The sequence below is a fragment of the Glycomyces tritici genome (assembly GCF_030403505.1).
The window spans coordinates 820,300-836,560 of sequence record NZ_JAUEMJ010000001.1; the positions used below are offsets into that span (position 1 = coordinate 820,300).

General features: G+C 70.9%; 13 protein-coding genes. 6 read left to right on the forward strand and 7 right to left on the reverse strand.

Features of this window, described 5'->3' with window-relative positions:
- Positions 1–11: 11 nt before the first annotated feature.
- The 3 genes from QWI33_RS03765 to QWI33_RS03775 all read left to right on the forward strand — a co-directional run bounded on the left by QWI33_RS03765 (position 12) and on the right by QWI33_RS03775 (position 3,048).
- Entirely contained in the window at positions 12–1,028 is a 1,017-nt protein-coding gene (locus QWI33_RS03765; protein ID WP_289955022.1) for a polyprenyl synthetase family protein, read from the forward strand.
- 160 nt (positions 1,029–1,188) lie between these two features.
- Positions 1,189–2,157 carry a 4-hydroxy-3-methylbut-2-enyl diphosphate reductase gene (gene ispH, locus QWI33_RS03770; RefSeq protein ID WP_289955024.1) on the forward strand — a complete coding sequence of 323 codons (969 nt, stop codon included), beginning with the start codon at positions 1,189–1,191 and terminating at the stop codon, positions 2,155–2,157.
- Positions 2,158–2,436: 279 nt separating this feature from the next.
- Positions 2,437–3,048, forward strand: a complete 612-nt coding sequence (locus QWI33_RS03775) for a DUF1349 domain-containing protein (protein ID WP_289955025.1) — start codon at positions 2,437–2,439, stop codon at positions 3,046–3,048.
- A 139-nt stretch (positions 3,049–3,187) separates the two neighbouring features.
- On the opposite strand, the gene QWI33_RS03780 is transcribed toward QWI33_RS03775, so the two are convergent.
- The 3 genes from QWI33_RS03780 to QWI33_RS03790 form a co-directional block, all read right to left on the reverse strand.
- The gene (locus tag QWI33_RS03780) at positions 3,188–4,330 is read right to left on the reverse strand and encodes an alpha/beta hydrolase family protein (protein WP_289955026.1); all 1,143 of its coding nucleotides are present in this window, start codon (positions 4,328–4,330) and stop codon (positions 3,188–3,190) included.
- A gap of 162 nt (positions 4,331–4,492) precedes the next feature.
- On the reverse strand, positions 4,493–6,541 hold the full coding sequence (locus QWI33_RS03785) for a molybdopterin oxidoreductase family protein (RefSeq protein ID WP_289955028.1): 2,049 nt from the start codon (positions 6,539–6,541) through the stop codon (positions 4,493–4,495).
- Between the two features lie 136 nt (positions 6,542–6,677).
- Positions 6,678–8,084: an MFS transporter gene (locus QWI33_RS03790; protein ID WP_289955029.1), complete on the reverse strand. Its 1,407-nt coding sequence runs from the start codon at positions 8,082–8,084 to the stop codon at positions 6,678–6,680.
- 192 nt (positions 8,085–8,276) lie between these two features.
- Here QWI33_RS03790 and QWI33_RS03795 point away from each other — a divergent pair, with 192 nt between their 5' ends.
- Positions 8,277–9,194, forward strand: a complete 918-nt coding sequence (locus QWI33_RS03795; RefSeq protein WP_289955030.1) for an ABC transporter ATP-binding protein — start codon at positions 8,277–8,279, stop codon at positions 9,192–9,194.
- Positions 9,191–10,294, forward strand: coding sequence for an ABC transporter permease (locus tag QWI33_RS03800; protein ID WP_289955031.1), 1,104 nt, complete (start codon positions 9,191–9,193; stop codon positions 10,292–10,294). Before QWI33_RS03795 ends, QWI33_RS03800 begins: the two co-directional genes overlap by 4 nt.
- Before the next feature lie 129 nt (positions 10,295–10,423).
- Here QWI33_RS03800 and rsmI read toward each other — a convergent pair whose 3' ends face one another.
- Complete coding sequence (rsmI, locus tag QWI33_RS03805; protein WP_289955033.1) at positions 10,424–11,275, reverse strand: 16S rRNA (cytidine(1402)-2'-O)-methyltransferase; 852 nt, start codon at positions 11,273–11,275, stop codon at positions 10,424–10,426.
- A gap of 371 nt (positions 11,276–11,646) precedes the next feature.
- On the opposite strand from rsmI, the gene QWI33_RS03810 reads away from it, so the two are divergent.
- On the forward strand, positions 11,647–12,195 hold the full coding sequence (locus QWI33_RS03810; RefSeq protein ID WP_289955035.1) for a restriction endonuclease: 549 nt from the start codon (positions 11,647–11,649) through the stop codon (positions 12,193–12,195).
- A gap of 186 nt (positions 12,196–12,381) precedes the next feature.
- Here the strand turns inward: QWI33_RS03810 and QWI33_RS03815 are convergent, their stop codons facing one another.
- The 3 genes from QWI33_RS03815 to QWI33_RS03825 all read right to left on the reverse strand — a co-directional run bounded on the left by QWI33_RS03815 (position 12,382) and on the right by QWI33_RS03825 (position 16,241).
- Positions 12,382–13,854, reverse strand: coding sequence for a S1C family serine protease (locus tag QWI33_RS03815; protein WP_289955037.1), 1,473 nt, complete (start codon positions 13,852–13,854; stop codon positions 12,382–12,384).
- Between the two features lie 168 nt (positions 13,855–14,022).
- Positions 14,023–15,525 carry a sensor histidine kinase gene (locus QWI33_RS03820; RefSeq protein WP_289955039.1) on the reverse strand — a complete coding sequence of 501 codons (1,503 nt, stop codon included), beginning with the start codon at positions 15,523–15,525 and terminating at the stop codon, positions 14,023–14,025.
- On the reverse strand, positions 15,522–16,241 hold the full coding sequence (locus tag QWI33_RS03825) for a response regulator transcription factor (protein WP_289955040.1): 720 nt from the start codon (positions 16,239–16,241) through the stop codon (positions 15,522–15,524). The genes QWI33_RS03820 and QWI33_RS03825 overlap by 4 nt, the downstream gene beginning before the upstream one ends.
- Positions 16,242–16,261 lie beyond the last annotated feature (20 nt).

The window sequence follows — 16,261 nt, forward strand, 5'->3', positions numbered from 1 at the left end:
GGAGGCCCCGCTTGACCGTCCTGACCGACCACACCGCCGCCCGCGAGGCCGTCGACGCGGGACTCCGCGCCGCCGCGGCCCGGCTCCCCGCCCCCGCCGCGCGCATCGCGGCCTACCACTTCGGCTGGACCGACGCCTCGGGCTCGCCCGTCCAGGCCAACTCCGGCAAGGCCCTGCGGCCCCTCCTGACCCTGCTGGCCGCCAAGGCCGTCGGCGGCGAGGACGGCTGGCGGCAGGCCGTCCCGGCGGCCGTGGCCGTGGAGATGGTCCACAACTTCTCCCTCATCCACGACGACATCATCGACCGCGACAGCCTGCGCCGCCACCGCCCGACCGCATGGAAGGTCTACGGCGTCAACGACGCGATCCTCGTCGGCGACGCCCTGCACGCGCTGGCGTTCGAGTGCCTGGCCGAAGCCGGCGGCGACAAGGTCCCGGCGGGCACGGGCCTGCTCGCCCAGACCGTGCGGGCGCTCATCGAAGGGCAGCTCGAGGACACGCGGTTCGAGACCCGCGAGCGGGTCGAACTCGCCGAATGCGTCGCGATGTCCGAGGCGAAGACGGCCTCGCTCATGGGCTGCGCGACCGCGCTCGGCGCGCTCTTCGGCGGCGGCACTGCGCAGCAGGTGGACGCCTTGCGCGACTTCGGGTTCCGGCTCGGACTGGCGTTCCAGCACGTGGACGACCTGCTGGGGATCTGGGGCGATCCCGCGGTCACCGGCAAGGCCGTCTACTCGGACCTGCGCAACCGCAAGAAGTCGCTGCCGGTCACGGCCGCGCTCGGCTCCGGGCACCCGGACGCGCCCGAGCTCGCCGCGATCTATGGCGCGACTGGGCAGCTCACGGAGACCGAGCTGCGCCGCGCCGCCGACCTCGTGGAGGCGTGCGGCGGCCGGCAGGCGAGCCGGCGCTCCGCCGAGATGCTCACCGAGGCGGCGACGAACAGCCTCAACGTGGAAGGCCTCCGGCCCGAGGCCGTGGAGGAACTGACGGACCTCGCCGCGAGCACGGTCCACAGAGCCAATTGATGGCTCGCAAGCCTCGCCAAGTAGGCCAACTTATGGCTCGCAAGCCTCGCCGAGGAGGCCAATTTATGGCTCGCACGCTTCGCCGAGGAGCCGAACTCATGGCTCGCAAGCTTCGCCGAGAGGGCAAATTCATGGCTCGCTTCGCCAAGAGGGCGAACTGATGGCGCTGACGGCTCCCGAACAGCGCCGCGTGCTGCTTCCGGCGCCGCGGTCGTTCTGCGCCGGTGTGGAGCGGGCGATCGAGATCGTGGAGCGCCTGCTCGAAGAGCACGGCCCGCCCGTCTACGTGCGCAACCAGATCGTGCACAACGCGCACGTGGTGGCGGACCTGGAGTCGCGGGGGGCGGTCTTCGTGGGCGAGCTCGACGAGGTGCCCGACGACGCGGTCGTGGTCTTCAGCGCCCACGGTGTCGCCCCGGCGGTGGAGCGCGAGGCCGCCGTACGCGGCCTCGACGCGATCGACGCGACCTGCCCATTGGTCGCGAAGGTCCATGCCGAGGCCAAGCGTGCGGCCGAAGGCGGCGACACGGTGATCCTGATCGGACACGAAGGCCACGAAGAGGTCGTCGGCACGATCGGCGTGGCCCCGGACCGGACCCTGCTGGTCGAGAGCACCGCCGAGATCGCGGCGCTGGTGGTCCCCGACCCGGCGAAGCTCACGTACCTCAGCCAGACGACCCTCGCGGTGGCCGAGGTCGAGACCATCGCCGAGGCCCTGAAACAGCGCTTCCCGCAGATCAAAGGCCAAGGGGCCGAGGACATCTGCTACGCCACGACCAATCGCCAGGCAGCGGTCGCCGCGGTCGTGGACGAAGCCGACCTCGTACTGGTGGTCGGCTCGGCGAACTCCTCCAACTCGAACCGCCTCGTGGAGCTCGCGAGGAGCGCCGGCGTCGCGGCCCACCTCATCGAGGACGCCGACGCGATCGACCCGGCCTGGCTGGAGGGCGCATCGGCCGTGGCGGTGACGGCCGGAGCCTCGGCGCCGCCGCGCCTCGTCGACGAAGTGGTGCAGGCCCTCGCCGCCTTGGGTCCGATCGAGGTCGTCGAACGGGTCCACACCCGCGAGACCCAGGAGTTCCTGCTCCCCCAACGGCTACGGCCAGCCACCAAGAACCGCCAGAGCTGAGACCCGATCCGACCGGACCGGCCCCAGCGGACGAGCTCGACTCGGCCCACCCGGCCCGGATCGACTCCGCGTTCCCTCCGAACCGCGGCGCCACCGCCCCTCGCCACCGCCGCATACCGCCCTCGGCTCAATCCCCGCCGTGGCCCGAAACGACGCTGCTCTCCGACTCCGCCCCTTTGGTTCACAACGACGCTGCGCTCTCCTTACCGCTCCACCACCCTTTTTCCAACCAGTGAATAAAGAATCCCCGGGTCTTCCGCCCACCGCTAAGCTGACGGGATGACAGTCAACATTCCCGCACTCCCCTTCCCCCTCGGCTGGGAAGACGCCGTCGAGCCTCCGAAGTGGCAGGTCACCGACGCCGGCCTCGAAGCGACCGCCGCGGCCGGCACCGACTGGTACGTCTACGCCCCCGCCCCCGAAACACACGCCCCCGCCAACGGCGCCCGCCTCCTCGGCCTGCCGCCCGAGGGCGACTGGCAGTTCAGCGCCCGCATCACCGTGGACTTCAACGGCAAGTACGACGCCGGCACCCTCTTCCTCCTCGCCGACGAGCACCACTGGTCGAAGCTGTGCTTCGAGTACTCCCCGGACGAGCAGGGCATGGTCGTCTCGGTCGTCACCCGCGACATCTCCGACGACGCCAACGCCTGGAACGTCGACGGCGACTCGGTCTGGATGCGCGTCAGCCGCATCGGCGAGGGCTTCGCCTTCCACGCCTCCTCCGACGGCGAGCGCTGGGAGTTCGTGCGCTGCTTCGGTTTCGGCCTCGACGCCCCGATCAAGGCCGGCTTCGGCGTCCAGGCCCCCGAGGGCCAGGGCTGCAACGTCCGGTTCACCGACATCGCCTTCAAGCAGGAGACCCTCGCGGACCTCCGCAACGGCTCCTGACCGCGGTGGCGACCGTTGACCTCCGCCACCTCAATGTCGTCCGCCCGCCCCAAGCACTGCACGCATTTCGAGAGCCGTCCCAGTTCGGAAGGGCCCGGCCGCGCAACGCGCGGCCGGGCCTTCGGTTTCCTGCTGTCGTTTACGGGTTGTGGAAGACCAGCTCGGGCCAGTCCGTGCTCGGGTCGAGGACCGGGGCCGATTCGCCGCGGAGGTGGGTGTCGACGAAGCCGGTGACGAGGGCGCGGGCGATCTCGTTGCTGCGGTTGCCGTCGAGGTCGTCCTGGTTCATCCCCGCCTGCTCGCCGAGGGGCCCGAAGTCCGTCATCGAGCTGTGGGTGGTGCCGGAGACGGTGATCCAGCGCTTCCAGTCGTCGAGCTTCTTCCAGGCCTTGTCCCAGGTCTTGTCCTGGCCGGGCGAGCCGTGGTCGTCCCCGCCGCCGACCATCATGAACGGGCGGTCGAGCTTGTGGGGGTCGAGCGCGAAGAAGGTGCCGTCGAGGTTGAACCCGGCGTCGAAGCGCTCGTCGGCGTGCATCGCGCGGTGGCTGCTCGCGCCGCCGATCGAGTGGCCGCCCACGGCGATCCGCTCGGCATCGATGACGCCGGCGTTTTCCCAGGCCGGGTCGTCGCCGGTGAGTTCGTCCAGGACGAAGGAGAGGTCCTCGGCGCGGTTCGGCACCAGCGTCTGGTCGTCCAGGTCCTCGTGCCGGCAGGTGAGGCACTCGGTCGTGCGGCCGTCGGGGAAGGAGATCGGCGCTTCGTAGGTGTGGCCGACCGCGGCCACCGCGTAACCCTGGCTCGCAAGCTCTTCGGCCATGCCGGTGAGGGTGGCGCGGGGGAACGAGAAGCCCGGTGAGAGGACCACGAGCGGCAGCGAGCCGTCGTCGGCGAGCGGTTCGGCGCCGGCCACCGAGTTCGTCTCGACCGAGGCGAGGAGCTCGCCGGGCAGTTGCAGCTGCGCGCCGAAGAGCGCGCCTTCCTCGGCGGTCATGTACGGCGCGGTCGCGCCTTCGGTCTCGGCGGTCGGGTACCACATGGTGACCATGAGCTCCCGGTCCGATTCGGGGACCCAGACATCGGGCCGGCCCTCGTCGACGAGGTGGAGTTGCGTGGTGCCGGTGTCGAACGCACCGCCCGGCTCGGGGATGGCCAGCGCCGGTGCGGCGTTCGCGGTCGGCTCGGTGGTTTCGGCTTGCGCGGTGGAGATGGCGGCCACGGTCGCTCCGGCGGTGACCGCGAGGGCGGTGGCACCGAGGAGGAGGCGTTTCGCTTGGCGTCGCAACGTCGAGTTCCAATCGGTCGGTGGTGCGGGCCCGCTCGGGCCCGCACCATCAACTCTGGCGTCTGGAATCGCTGCCGCCCTGGGTATTTCGACCAAAACCACCTAGGTCTTTAGACCGGTATTCGGCGCCTCGGCCCCTGCCGAAAGTCAGGGGTGCCGCGGTCAGGGCCGGGCGGCCGGGGCGATCTTCACGGCGCAGACCTTGAACTCGGGCATGCGGCTGATCGGGTCGAGCACGTCAGACACTGCGGCGTTGGCGTTGCCGGCGCCGGGGAAGTGGAACGGGCTGAAGACGGTGTCCGGCCTGATGTCCGCGGTCAGGCGCGCGGGCGCGGTGTAGGAGCCGCGCCGGGAGGTGATGCGGACCCAGTCGCCCTCGCCGATGCCGTGGCGCACAGCGGTGTCGGGGTGGATCTGCAGGAACTGCTCGCTGTCGGGCCCGTCGAGGGAGGCGATGAGGCGGGTCTGCGCGCCCGACTGGTACTGGGTGAGGACGCGGCCGGTGGTGAGGTACAGCGGGTAGGAGCGGTCGCGGCGTTCGGCCGGGTGGCGGTGGTCGACGGCGATGAACTTGGCGCGCCCGTCCGGGGTGGGGAACTTGAAGTCGGCGAACATGCGCGGGGTGCCGTCGTGGTCGGGGCCGGGCACGGGCCACTGGAACGTGCGGTCTTCAAGGCGCTCATAGGAGACGCCCGAGTAGTCGGCCTTGCCGCCGGCCGAGGCGCGGCCGAGCTCCTCGAAGATCGCCTCCGGGTCGGTCGAATACGAGCCGGGGGCGTCGAGCCGCGCGGCGAGCTCCTTCATGATCCACAGGTCCGAGTGGACGCCGTCGGGGGCGCCGCGCAGGGACTTGCGGCGGATGATGCGCCCTTCGAGGTTGGTCATGGTGCCGTCCTCCTCGGCCCATTGGGTGACGGGGAGGACGACCTCGGCGAGGCGCGCGGTCTCGGACATGACGAAGTCGAACGAGACGAGGCAGTCGAGGTCCTTCAGGCGGTCGGCGACGCGCGCGGCGCGGGGGGCCGAGACGACCGGGTTGGAGCCGAGCACGAAGAGCATCTTCACCTCGTCGCCGCACTTGCGCAGCAGCTCGACGGCGGACACGCCCGCGCCGGGCAGGGTCTCGGGGTCGACGCCCCAGACCTTGGCGACGTGCTCGCGCGCGGCCGGGTCGGTGATCATGCGGTAGCCGGGGAGCTGGTCGGCCTTCTGGCCGTGCTCGCGCCCGCCCTGGCCGTTGCCCTGGCCGGTGATGCAGCCGTACCCGGAGCTCGGCTTGCCGGGCAGGCCGAGGGCGAGGGCGAGGTTGATCCAGGCGGTGACGGTGTCGACGCCCTTCGCGTGCTGCTCCGAGCCGCGCGCGGTGAGGATCGCGGTCTTCTTGCCCGCCATCAGGCGCGCCGCGGCGTACAGGTCCGGGACGCTGACCCCGGTGATGCGCTCGACGAACGCCGGCCAGTATCCGGCGACGGTCTGGCGGACCTCGTCGAAGCCGTTCGTGTGGGCCTTGATGTAGTCGTGGTCGAGGTAGCCCTGCTCGATCGCGATGTGCAGCAGCCCGTTCGCCAGCGCGAGGTCCGTGCCGGGGGCGGCCTGGAGGTGCAGCTGGGCCTGCTCGGCGGTGGCGGTGCGGCGGGGGTCGATGACGATGAGTTCGGCGCCGGTGAGGAACCGCATGAGCGGCGGCATGGTCTCGGCGGGGTTGGCGCCGACGAGGACGATGACGTCCGCGTCCTGCAGGTCCTCCTTCGGGAAGGGGAGTCCGCGGTCGATGCCGAACGAGCGGTTGAGCGCCCCGGCCGCCGAGGACATGCAGAACCGGCCGTTGTAGTCGATGTGCTTGCTGCCCAAGGCGAGGCGTGTCCACTTGCCGAGCTGGTAGACCTTCTCGTTGGTGAGGCCGCCGCCGCCGAAGACGCCCACGGCGTCGTTCCCGTGCTCGGCCTGGACCGAGCGGATGCGGTCGGCGACGTGGTCGAGGGCGGTCTCCCAGGAGACGGGTTCGCCGCGCAGCAGGGGGGTGGTGAGCCGCTCGGGGTGGTCGAGGAGCTCGGGCGAGGTCCAGCCCTTCTTGCACATGCCGCCGCCGCGGGGCGAGGCCGTGACCTTCCCTTCGGTGTCCTCCTCCAGCCGCATGCCGCACTGGAGCGCGCAGTACGGGCAATGGGTGTCGGCGGTGCGGACGACGGGGAGGGCGGCGCGAACGGTCATGCGGCGAGTGTGCCCAGGAGTCGTTTCGGCGTCACGTGAGCAATGTTTCCGGAATGCTAAGTGGCCCGCAATCGTCGTGGAGTGACGATTGCGGGCCGGGGGCTCGACGGCGACGCTGCCGCGGGGGGAGTCTCGGTCAGACCTTCGCGTAGGCCAGGCTCGGGGCCTTCTCGACCAGGACCGTGCGCTGGTAGCACCACCAGTTGATCACCAGGAAGACGCCGTAAGCGGCGACGAAGGCCCACATGGCGGGGACGACGGACCCGGTCTGCTCGTTCGCGATGCGGAAGCCCTGGTTGATGAGGAACCCGCCGAAGGCGCCGATCGCGGAGATCCAGCCGAGCGCGGCGGCCGTGACCTTCTTGGCCTTGACGACCTCGGCCTCACTGGCCTTGCCGCCCGCGGCGGCCGCCGCCTCGGCCTGGAAGATCGCCGGGATCGAGCGGTACGTGGAGCCGTTCGCGATGCCGCTCATGGCGAACAGCAGCATGAACGAGGTGAAGAAGAGGGGGAACGACCCGGAGTTGATGCCCCAGATGGCGCCCATCGCGCCGACGCCCATGAGGATGAACGCGCTGCTGGTGATCGGCGCCCCGGCGAGCCGGTCGGCGAACCAGCCGCCGATGGGCCGCACGAGGGAGCCCACGAGCGGTCCGAGCGCGGCGATCCACAGCGACTGGAACTCGGGGAACTCGATCTTGATGACCAGGGGGAACGCGAAGGAGTAGCCGATGAACGACCCGAACGTGCCGATGTAGAGGACGCTCATGATCCAGGTGTGGCGGCGGGCCAGCGCCGGGACCTGCTCACGCAGCGGGGTGCGGGCGACCGCCAGGTTGTCCATGGCCCGCCAGGCCATGATCGCGGCGAACACGCCGAGCACGAGCCACAGCAGCGGCACGTTGTGCAGGAAGAACTCCTTGCCGGCGGGCGAGGTCCCCTGCGAGGTGCCGAAGATGGCGAGGCCGATCACGAGCGGGCCGATGAACTGCACCGCCGAGACGCCGATGTTGCCGCCGGCGGCGTTGATGCCGAGGGCCGCGCCGCGGTGGCGCTCCGGGTAGAAGTAGGAGATGTTGGCCATCGAGGACGCGAAGTTGCCGCCGCCGAACCCGGCGAGGACGCCCGAGAGGACGAACATCCAGTACGGCGTGCCCGGCGTCATCACGCAGTACGCCAGGAGCGAGGTGGGCAGGACCAGCAGCGCCGCCGAGATGATGGTCCAGTTCCGGCCGCCGAACAGCGCCACTGCGGCGGTGTAAGGGATGCGCAGGAACGCGCCGACCAGGTTGGGCACCGCGGTCAGCCAGAACAGCTGGCTGGTGGTGAAGTCGTAGCCCGCCGCGGCCAGGAACGGGGTGATGATGCTGAACATCGTCCACACCGAGAAGCCCAGGTGCTCGGCGAGCACGGACCAGACCAGGTTGCGCCGGGCGACCTTGCGGCCGGTCGACTGCCAGAAGGCCTCGTCGTCCGGGCGCCAGTCGGTGATCCAGCCCTTGCGGGCGGTGGGTGGTGCGGATTGCGTCAAGGTCGCTGTCATGCCGCTACCTTCCGCGAGCGGCATTGCCTGGTTGTGCGGCACCTGTGCCGGGGCGATGAAGTTCGGCTCACGGTCTTGTTACGGAGGGTGTGAAAGGGCCGCGGCTACGCCCCAGGGCGTACGCGGACCGGACGCCTGCACCCGGAAGGCGAGAACCCGGTCACAGAGGCCGATGGCATAGCGTTAGCGGCTATGGACGCCGCCATCGAGGTCGCCGACCTCCGCAAGACCTACCGCGGCCGCAGGACCGGTGAGGTCCGCGCGGTCGACGGCGTGAGCTTCCGCGTCGAACGCGGCGAGTTCTTCGGCATCCTCGGCCCCAACGGGGCCGGGAAGACCACGACCCTCGAGATCGTCGAGGGCCTGCGCAAGCCCGACTCCGGGACGGTGCACCTCCTCGGCCGCTCCCCGTGGCCACACTCCCCCGAGCTGACCGGCCGACTCGGCGTGCAGCTCCAGGCGTCCGCGTTCTTCGAGTTCCTGACCGCGCGCGAGCAGATCGAGACGTTCGCGGAGCTGTACGGGGCCGGGAAGGCCCGCGCGGGCGAGATGCTCGAGACCGTGGGCCTCGCCGAGCACGCGAACGTGCGCTGCGAGAAGCTCTCCGGCGGCCAGCAGCAGCGCCTGTCCATCGCGTGCGCGCTCGTGGGCGACCCCGAGCTGGTGTTCCTCGACGAGCCGACCGCCGCGCTCGACCCGCAGGCGCGGCGCAACCTGTGGGACCTCATGCGCTCGATCAACGCCGAAGGCCGCACCGTGGTGCTCACCACCCACTACATGGAGGAGGCCGAGGCGCTCTGCGACCGGGTCGCCATCATGGACGCGGGGAAGATCAAGGCGATCGACTCCCCCGCCGGGTTCGTGCGGGACCTGGACGCCCCCACGAAGGTCACGGTCGCGGCCGGGCAGCTCAGCGGCGAACGCGTCCGGGAGCTCGCGGCGGGCGAGGCGGTGGCGGCGGGCGAGAGCACGGTGGTGTTCGAGACCCGCGACCCCCGCAAGCTCTTGACGGCGCTGGCCTCGGACGGGGCCCTCGAGGGCCTGTCGGTGCGCACGGCGAACCTCGAGGACGTCTTCTTGCACGTGACCGGACGGGAGTGGCGCGGATGAGCACCGATACGGCCGAGGTGCGCACCGAGCGCGCCGAGCGTTCGGGCGGCCGGGCGTTCCTGAGCCTGTTCAAGGCGCTGGGGCGCGGGTGGATCCGCGACCGCAGCCAGATCTTCTTCACGATCCTCCTGCCGCTGATGTTCATGGTGCTGCTCGCGAGCGTGTTCGGCTCCGGCGAGACCGCGGCGTCGCGGATCGTCGCGGTCGGCGACGCGGCCGTGCTCGACGGCGCGGACCCGGACGAGTTCGCCGTCACGGAGGCGTCCGACCTGGACGCGGCGCTGGCGATGCTGCGCGAGGGCGACGCGGACGCCGCGGTGGTCCAGGACGGCGCCACGGTGCGGATCTACCCGTCGGCGACGAACTCGACGTCGGGGGCGATCGCCCAGGGGCGGCTCTCGGCGCTGGTCGACGATGTGAACGTCGAGGTCCTCTCGGCGGCGGCTCCGGGCGAGCCGGTGCTGGCGACCGAGGTCGAGGAGGCCGACGGCGGGGCGCTGCAGCCGATCCAGTACCTCGCGCCGGGCATCCTGGCGTGGGGCGTGGCGATCTCGGGCGTGTTCGGCGCGGCCGGCACGATCGTGGACTGGAAGCGCGACAAGCTGCTGCGGCGCCTGCGGCTGACGCCCGCTTCGGTGCGGACGTTCCTGGGCGCGAAGATCTCGGTGAACCTCGTGGTCGCGCTCGGCCAGACCGCGGTGTTCCTCGCGGTGGCGGCGCTGGGCTTCGGGCTCGAGCTCTCGGCGTGGACGTGGTTCGCCGCGCCGCTGGTGCTGCTCGGGACGCTCGCGTTCCTGGCGATCGGCGTGGTCATCGGCGGGATCGCGCAGACGAGCCCGGCCGCGGCCGGATTGAGCAACCTGGTGACGATGCCGATGGCGTTCGTGTCAGGCGCGTTCTACCCGCTGGCGCTCTCGCCGGGGTGGGTGCAGGCGGTCTCGTACCTCTCGCCGATGCGGTACCTGAACGAGGCCCTGCAGTCGGTGGTGGTCTACGGCGAGCCGCCGACGGCGGTGCTCCCGCAGATCGGCTTCCTGGCCGCCTTCGCGGCCGTCGTGGCCCTCTTCTCCTGGAAGACCTTCAAGTTCGACGAACTCTGAGTTTCGCTCACGTCGTGTTCGAGGCCGGATCGTCGGACCCCAGGAGTACTTTTGCGCCAGGGGTCCCTTAGGGGGTATATATCCGCTTATTTGCGGAAATTTTCCCCTTCGGCAATCACTTGATGCCGCTCAGTCCGCCTTGAGCACCGCGGCGTACACGTCGCGCCGGCTGACGCCGTAGCGGACGGCGACTTCCTTCATGGCGAGTTTGCGGTCGGTGCCCGCGGCCTCGAGGGCCGCCACCGCCGCGGCCATCGCCTCCGGGGTGGCCTCGCTCGCGTCCGGGCCGGTCCAGCCCGAGACCACCAGGGTGACCTCGCCGCGCGGCGGGTCGGCCTGCGCGCCTTCGGCGAGTTCGGCGAGGCCGCCGCGGCGGACCTCCTCGTGGGTCTTGGTGAGTTCGCGGCAGAGCGCCGCGGGCCGGTCGTCGCCGAATGCCGCGGCCATGGCCCGCAGGGTCTCCTCGACGCGCCGCGGCGACTCGAAGAAGACCATGGTGCGCTTCTCCTCGGCGAGTTCGCCGAACAGCCGCCGGCGCTCGCCGTCCTTGCGCGGCGCGAACCCCTCGAAGCAGAACCGGTCGCAGGGCATCCCCGAGAGCGCCAGCGCAGTCGTCACCGCGCTCGCGCCCGGCGCGCAGGTGATCGCGATCCCTGCGTCGATCGCGGCCTTGACCAGCCGGAAGCCCGGGTCGGAGACCGAGGGCATGCCGCCGTCGGTGATGACGGCGACCCGCTTTCCGTCGTACAATTGTTCGATAAGGGTCGTCGTTCGGCCCGCCTCGTTCGCCTCGAAATACGACGTGATCGAGGCAGTGGGAACGACATCCAGTTCACTGAGGAGCCGCCGAAGCCGCCGGGTATCCTCTGCGGCGATGACGTCGGCGCGGGCCAGCTCGGTCCGGAGCCGAGACGAGGCGTCCTCTGGATTTCCCAGGGGCGCACCGAGAAGCACCAAAACGCCCGTTGAAGATGTCGACATCCGGCCAGTATCCCCCACCGCCGAAGGCGGGGCGCGGGCTCGGTGAGCGTGTGGCGACGGGCCGCACATGCAGGATGCCGCGCCAAGCTGTCGGGTACCGGACATTGGCCTTACGCGTGAGCGAACGGTAACGGATACTCAAAGTCATGGCGACGCTTGCGAGCCATGCTTTACGACATCACAGGCGACATATCGCCGGCCGCCCCACGGCGACCGGGAAGCCGTAATCTGCCGAGCCCTCTAACCCAGTGGAGGCCGCCATGTCCGTGATCCTTCGAGCCGGAGCGGGAATCGCCGTTCTCATCCTCGGATACTTCGTTCTCGGATTCATAGCCGATCACTGGGCATGGTTCGCGTCCATAGCGATCCTGTTGGGCGGCACCGCACTCGCGGGCTGGATCCTGTTCCGCAGCCGCGGGCACGAGCACCGCGACCGCGCGGTCGCGGCCGAGCGCCAGACCATCATGCGCAGCGTCGACAAGATGAACATCCCCGCCTTCGACGCCATGGCGGGCCAGCTCCTGGTCGGCCTGGACGCCAAGCGGGTCAAGAAGTTCGGCCACCGCAAGAACGACCTCGGCTGCAACTTCGTCGTCACCTTCAACAACGGCCAGCGCATCATCGTGCGCGCCAAGAAGGACGACAAGACGATGCGGCGGCGCAACGGCAACCGCCACGTCCAGATCCTCGGCGGGGAGATCAAGGCCCGCTGGGACTGCGACGCGGGCGTCCTCATCACGAACGCGAACCTGCACTGGATGCACCACGCCGCGCGGAACGAGGCCGTCGCCGCGCAGCTGGGCGTCCTCATCGTGGACCGCGACCGGCTCGCGGAGTGGATCGACACCGGCGAGGCCCCGCCGCAGCTGCGCCCGGTCCGCGCCGCGCTCGAGTCGAGCGGGAGCACCGCGGCGCAGTGAGCGCGGGGGTCGCGAGGCGGCCCCGATGCGCTGCTGGGTGTCGCAGGATTGTCGTGGCGCTGTGATCGCGACACGGCGCCACGACGCCGCGAGACAGACGCGTGCTCAGCGGCCCCTGAGCACGTCCACGGCCCCGAGCCATTGGCTCGGGGCCGCGTTCGTGTCCGCCTTGAGGAGCTCGATCCGTCAGGAGGCGTCGAGGGTGGCCGTGGTCTCGGCCTCCTGCTGGTCGCGCACGTAGGTGATGGCGACCTCGGTGCCCGAGGAGGTGCCCTGCACGGCGGCGACCACTTCGGACGCGGTGGTGACGGGGGTCCCGTCGATCGCGGTGATCACGTCGCCCTCCTGGAGCCCGGCCTGCGCGGCCGGGGAGTCGGGTTCGACGCTGAGGACCATGGCCCCGTTGCCGTCGGTGTTGGCCACCGAGACCCCGAGGTAGCCCTGCTCGACCGAGCCGTTCTGGATCAGCTGCTCGACGGTGTCCTTCACGGTGTTGGAGGGGATCGAGAAGCCGAGGCCGATCGAGCCCGAGTCGGTGGTGGCGATGGCGGTGTTGATGCCGATGAGCTCGCCGTCGCCGTTGACGAGCGCGCCGCCGGAGTTGCCGGAGTTGATGGCCGCGTCGGTCTGGATGAGGCCGCTCAGGGTCGAGCTGGACTGCTGGCCCATGCCGCCGCCCTGCTCGCCGGAGACGGTCATGGACCGGTCGAGGGCCGAGACGATGCCGGTGGTCACGGTGCCTTCGAGGCCGAGCGGGGAGCCGATCGCGACGGCGATGTCGCCGACCTGCACGGCGCTGGAGTCGGCGAAGGTGACCGGTGTCAGGTCGTCTCCGCCGTTCACTTGGATGACGGCGAGGTCCTGGGTGGCGTCGGTGGCCACGATGGTCGCTTCCCTGGTGGTGCCGTCGGAGAAGCGGACCTCCACGGACTGGGCGCCGTCGACGACGTGGTTGTTGGTGACGATGTAGCCGTCCTTGGAGTAGACGACGCCCGAGCCTTCGGCGGCGTCGGTGACGATGGTGACGACCGAGGGCCTGACCTTGTTCACGATCTCCGTGTAGGTCATGCCCTGCCCGGCGTCCATCGAGACGGACTGGACGGTGGTGGTGGCGCCGTCGCCGCTGCCGATGAACCATCCCGCGATGCCGCCGGCGCCGCCGGCGATGAGGGCGAGGGCGAGCGCCCCGGCCACGATCTTGCCGCGGCCGCGGGGCCGCGGCGGCGGTCCGACCGGTGCGCCCGGGTGCCGGTACATCGGCGGGACGGGCGCGCCGGGCTGCCAGGCGGGGGCGGACATGTGCGGGGCCCCGGCGGGTGCCGGTGCGGGAGTGCCTTGCAGGACTTGGGTGTGCGCGGTGTGCACGTGTTCGGCCGGGTGCGGCGCGGCCCCGAGAGCGTCGCCCGGGTAGGGCGGCGCTCCGGCGGCCTGCTGCTGCGCGGCGTACGGCTGCTCGGGCGCCGGGCTGTGGGCGGACCCGCCGATGACGGCGGTGTCGCCTGCGGCGGGCGCGGTGCTCGGGGGCAGGCTCGCGGCCGGCTCGGCGGCCGGGACGGCGGGCTGGGCCGCCGGCTCGGGTGCGGTGTCGGGGGTGCGAGGCCCGTCGGGGCCCTGCGGTGCGGTCCCCTCGGGGCCCTTGGTGCTCTCAGTGCTGCTCATGTAAGGCAGCATGCCGGGCCCAGCTCGCGGCCCGCTGCGAAAACGCCTTAAAACCCTTTAATGCTCCGCGTCCCGTTCAGGCGCGGGCGCACAGGTCAGCGGGGTCGGGCCCGCTGCGGCGGGCGGGCCGGGCATTGACATCCATTAAAGCTTTCCAAGCTTCGGGGCTCATTCCGCGGCGGCCTGGGGTTCGGCGGTGAGGACCACGGTGAACACCGTGCCCTCGCCGGGCTCGGACTCGACGCCGACGGTCCCGCCGTGGGCCTTGACGATCGCGGCCACGATGGCGAGGCCGAGGCCTGAACCGGGGTGGGTGACCGAGTCGGAGCGGAAGAACCGCTCGAAGACCCGTTCGGCGGTCTCGGGGGTCATGCCGGGGCCGTCGTCGGCGACGGTGAGGCGCACGGTGTCGTCCCCGGGGGCGACCTCGACGCTGATGCTCGTGCCCTCCGGGGTGTGGCGGACCGCGTTCGACAGGAGGTTGTCGAGCACCTGCCGCATCCGGGCCCTGTCGGCGGCGACGACAGTGGAGTCGCCGGGGACGCAGCTGAAGCGGAACTCGTGGCCCTCGGCCATCACGGCGTGCGCCGCCACGGCCTCGTGGCCGAGCACGGCCAGGTCGACCGGCTCGGTCTCGACCGGCCGCTCCTGCCCGAGCCGCGCGAGGTGCAGGAGGTCGCCCACGAGCAGGCCCATGCGCTTGGCGGCCTCCTCGATCTGCCCCACGTACTGCTGCCGGTCGGCCTCGGGCATCTGCGGGTTGGTGCGCACCAGCTCCGCGTACCCGCGCACGCTCGTCAGGGGCGTGCGCAGCTCGTGCGAGGCGTCCGCGATGAACTCGCGCATCCGCTCCTCGGAGTCGTGCGCGCGCTGCTCGGACCATTCGCGGGCGCGGATCGCGCCCTCTACTTTGGTCAGCATCGAGTTGATGGCGCGCCCCACTCGGCCGACCTCGGTGCTCGGGTCGTGGTCGGGCACGCGCCGCGAGTAGTTCCCCGCGGCGATCATCGCGGCCGTGTTCTCGATCTGCCGCAGCGGCGAGAGGCTCGCCCGCACCAGGCCCACGCCGATCGCGGCGAGCCCGGCGAGCACGCCCGCGCCGATGAGCAGGTCGACCCACACGAGCCCGGCCACGGTCTTGTCGAAGTGCGAGAGCTTGTAGGAGAGCACGTAGTAGGAGTCCGAGTCGAGGTTGTGCTCCTCGGGCTCGTAGTCGTCGTACTTGCTGCCCACTTCGGAGCCCGGCAGGCCCAGCACCCGCCAGCGCGTCGCCCCGTCCGCGCTCAGCGCCGTGAACGCCTCGCCGTTCGCGGCCTCGAGCTGGTCGTAGGTGAAGACGGGGTAGTCGGCGCGGTCGTCGGGCCGGTCGTGGCGGTTCCCGGTCGGGGAGACGAGGCTGAAGACGTACTGCTCGGGGCGCAGGCCCGGCGCCTCATCGGAGTCCTCGTCGTACTCGGGGTCGAACGTGTCGGGGCTCCAGCTCACGAGCTGGGTCTTGAGCTCGTCGTCGACCGTGCCGAGGAAGTAGGAGTGCAGCGCGAGGATCGTGGAGACGCTGATGAGGATGAGGGAGCCCGCCACGAGGACGAGCACGGCCGCGGTGAGCCGGACCCTCAGCGGCGTCCGGTCCCACTTGTCGCGGACGCCCTCGAGTACGCGAGGTGCGCTCAACGATGCTGCTCCCGCAGGACGTAGCCGATGCCCCGGAGGGTCTGGATGAGTTTGGGCTCGCCGGTGTCGACCTTGCGCCGCAGGTAGGAGACGTAGGACTCGACGATGCCGTCGTCGCCGCGGAAGTCGTAGCGCCACACGTGGTCGAGGATCTGGGCCTTGGAGAGCACGCGGCCGGCGTTGATCATGAAGTAGCGCAGGAGCTTGAACTCGGTGGGCGAGAGCTGCACGGCCTTGCCGGAGCGCCACACCTCGTGGGTCTCCTCGTCGAGTTCGAGGTCGGCGTACTGGAGGCGGGAGGGCCGGGGCAGTTCGCCGGAGGAGCGGCGCAGGACCGCGCGGATGCGGGCGACGACCTCTTCGAGCGCGAAGGGCTTGGTGATGTAGTCGTCGCCGCCCACCGAGAGGCCGGTGACGGTGTCGGCGGTGTCGTCGCGGGCGGTGAGGAAGAGCACGGGGGTGTGGTCGGAGCCCGAGCGCATGCGGCGCACGACCTCGAATCCGTCGAAGTCGGGGAGGTTGACGTCGAGGACGACCAGGTCGGGGCGGTGCCGGGCGATGGAGCGGAGGGCTTCGTCACCGGTGCCGACGCCGTGGACGGCGAAGCCCGCGTACCGCAGGGAGGTGGAGAGCAGCTCGCAGATGTTCTCGTCGTCCTCGACGACGAGCAGGGTGGCCTCGGTCTCGGCGTTCGGCTGGCTAGTCGAAAGCGGCATGGGCCTCTCACAGGGTCGGC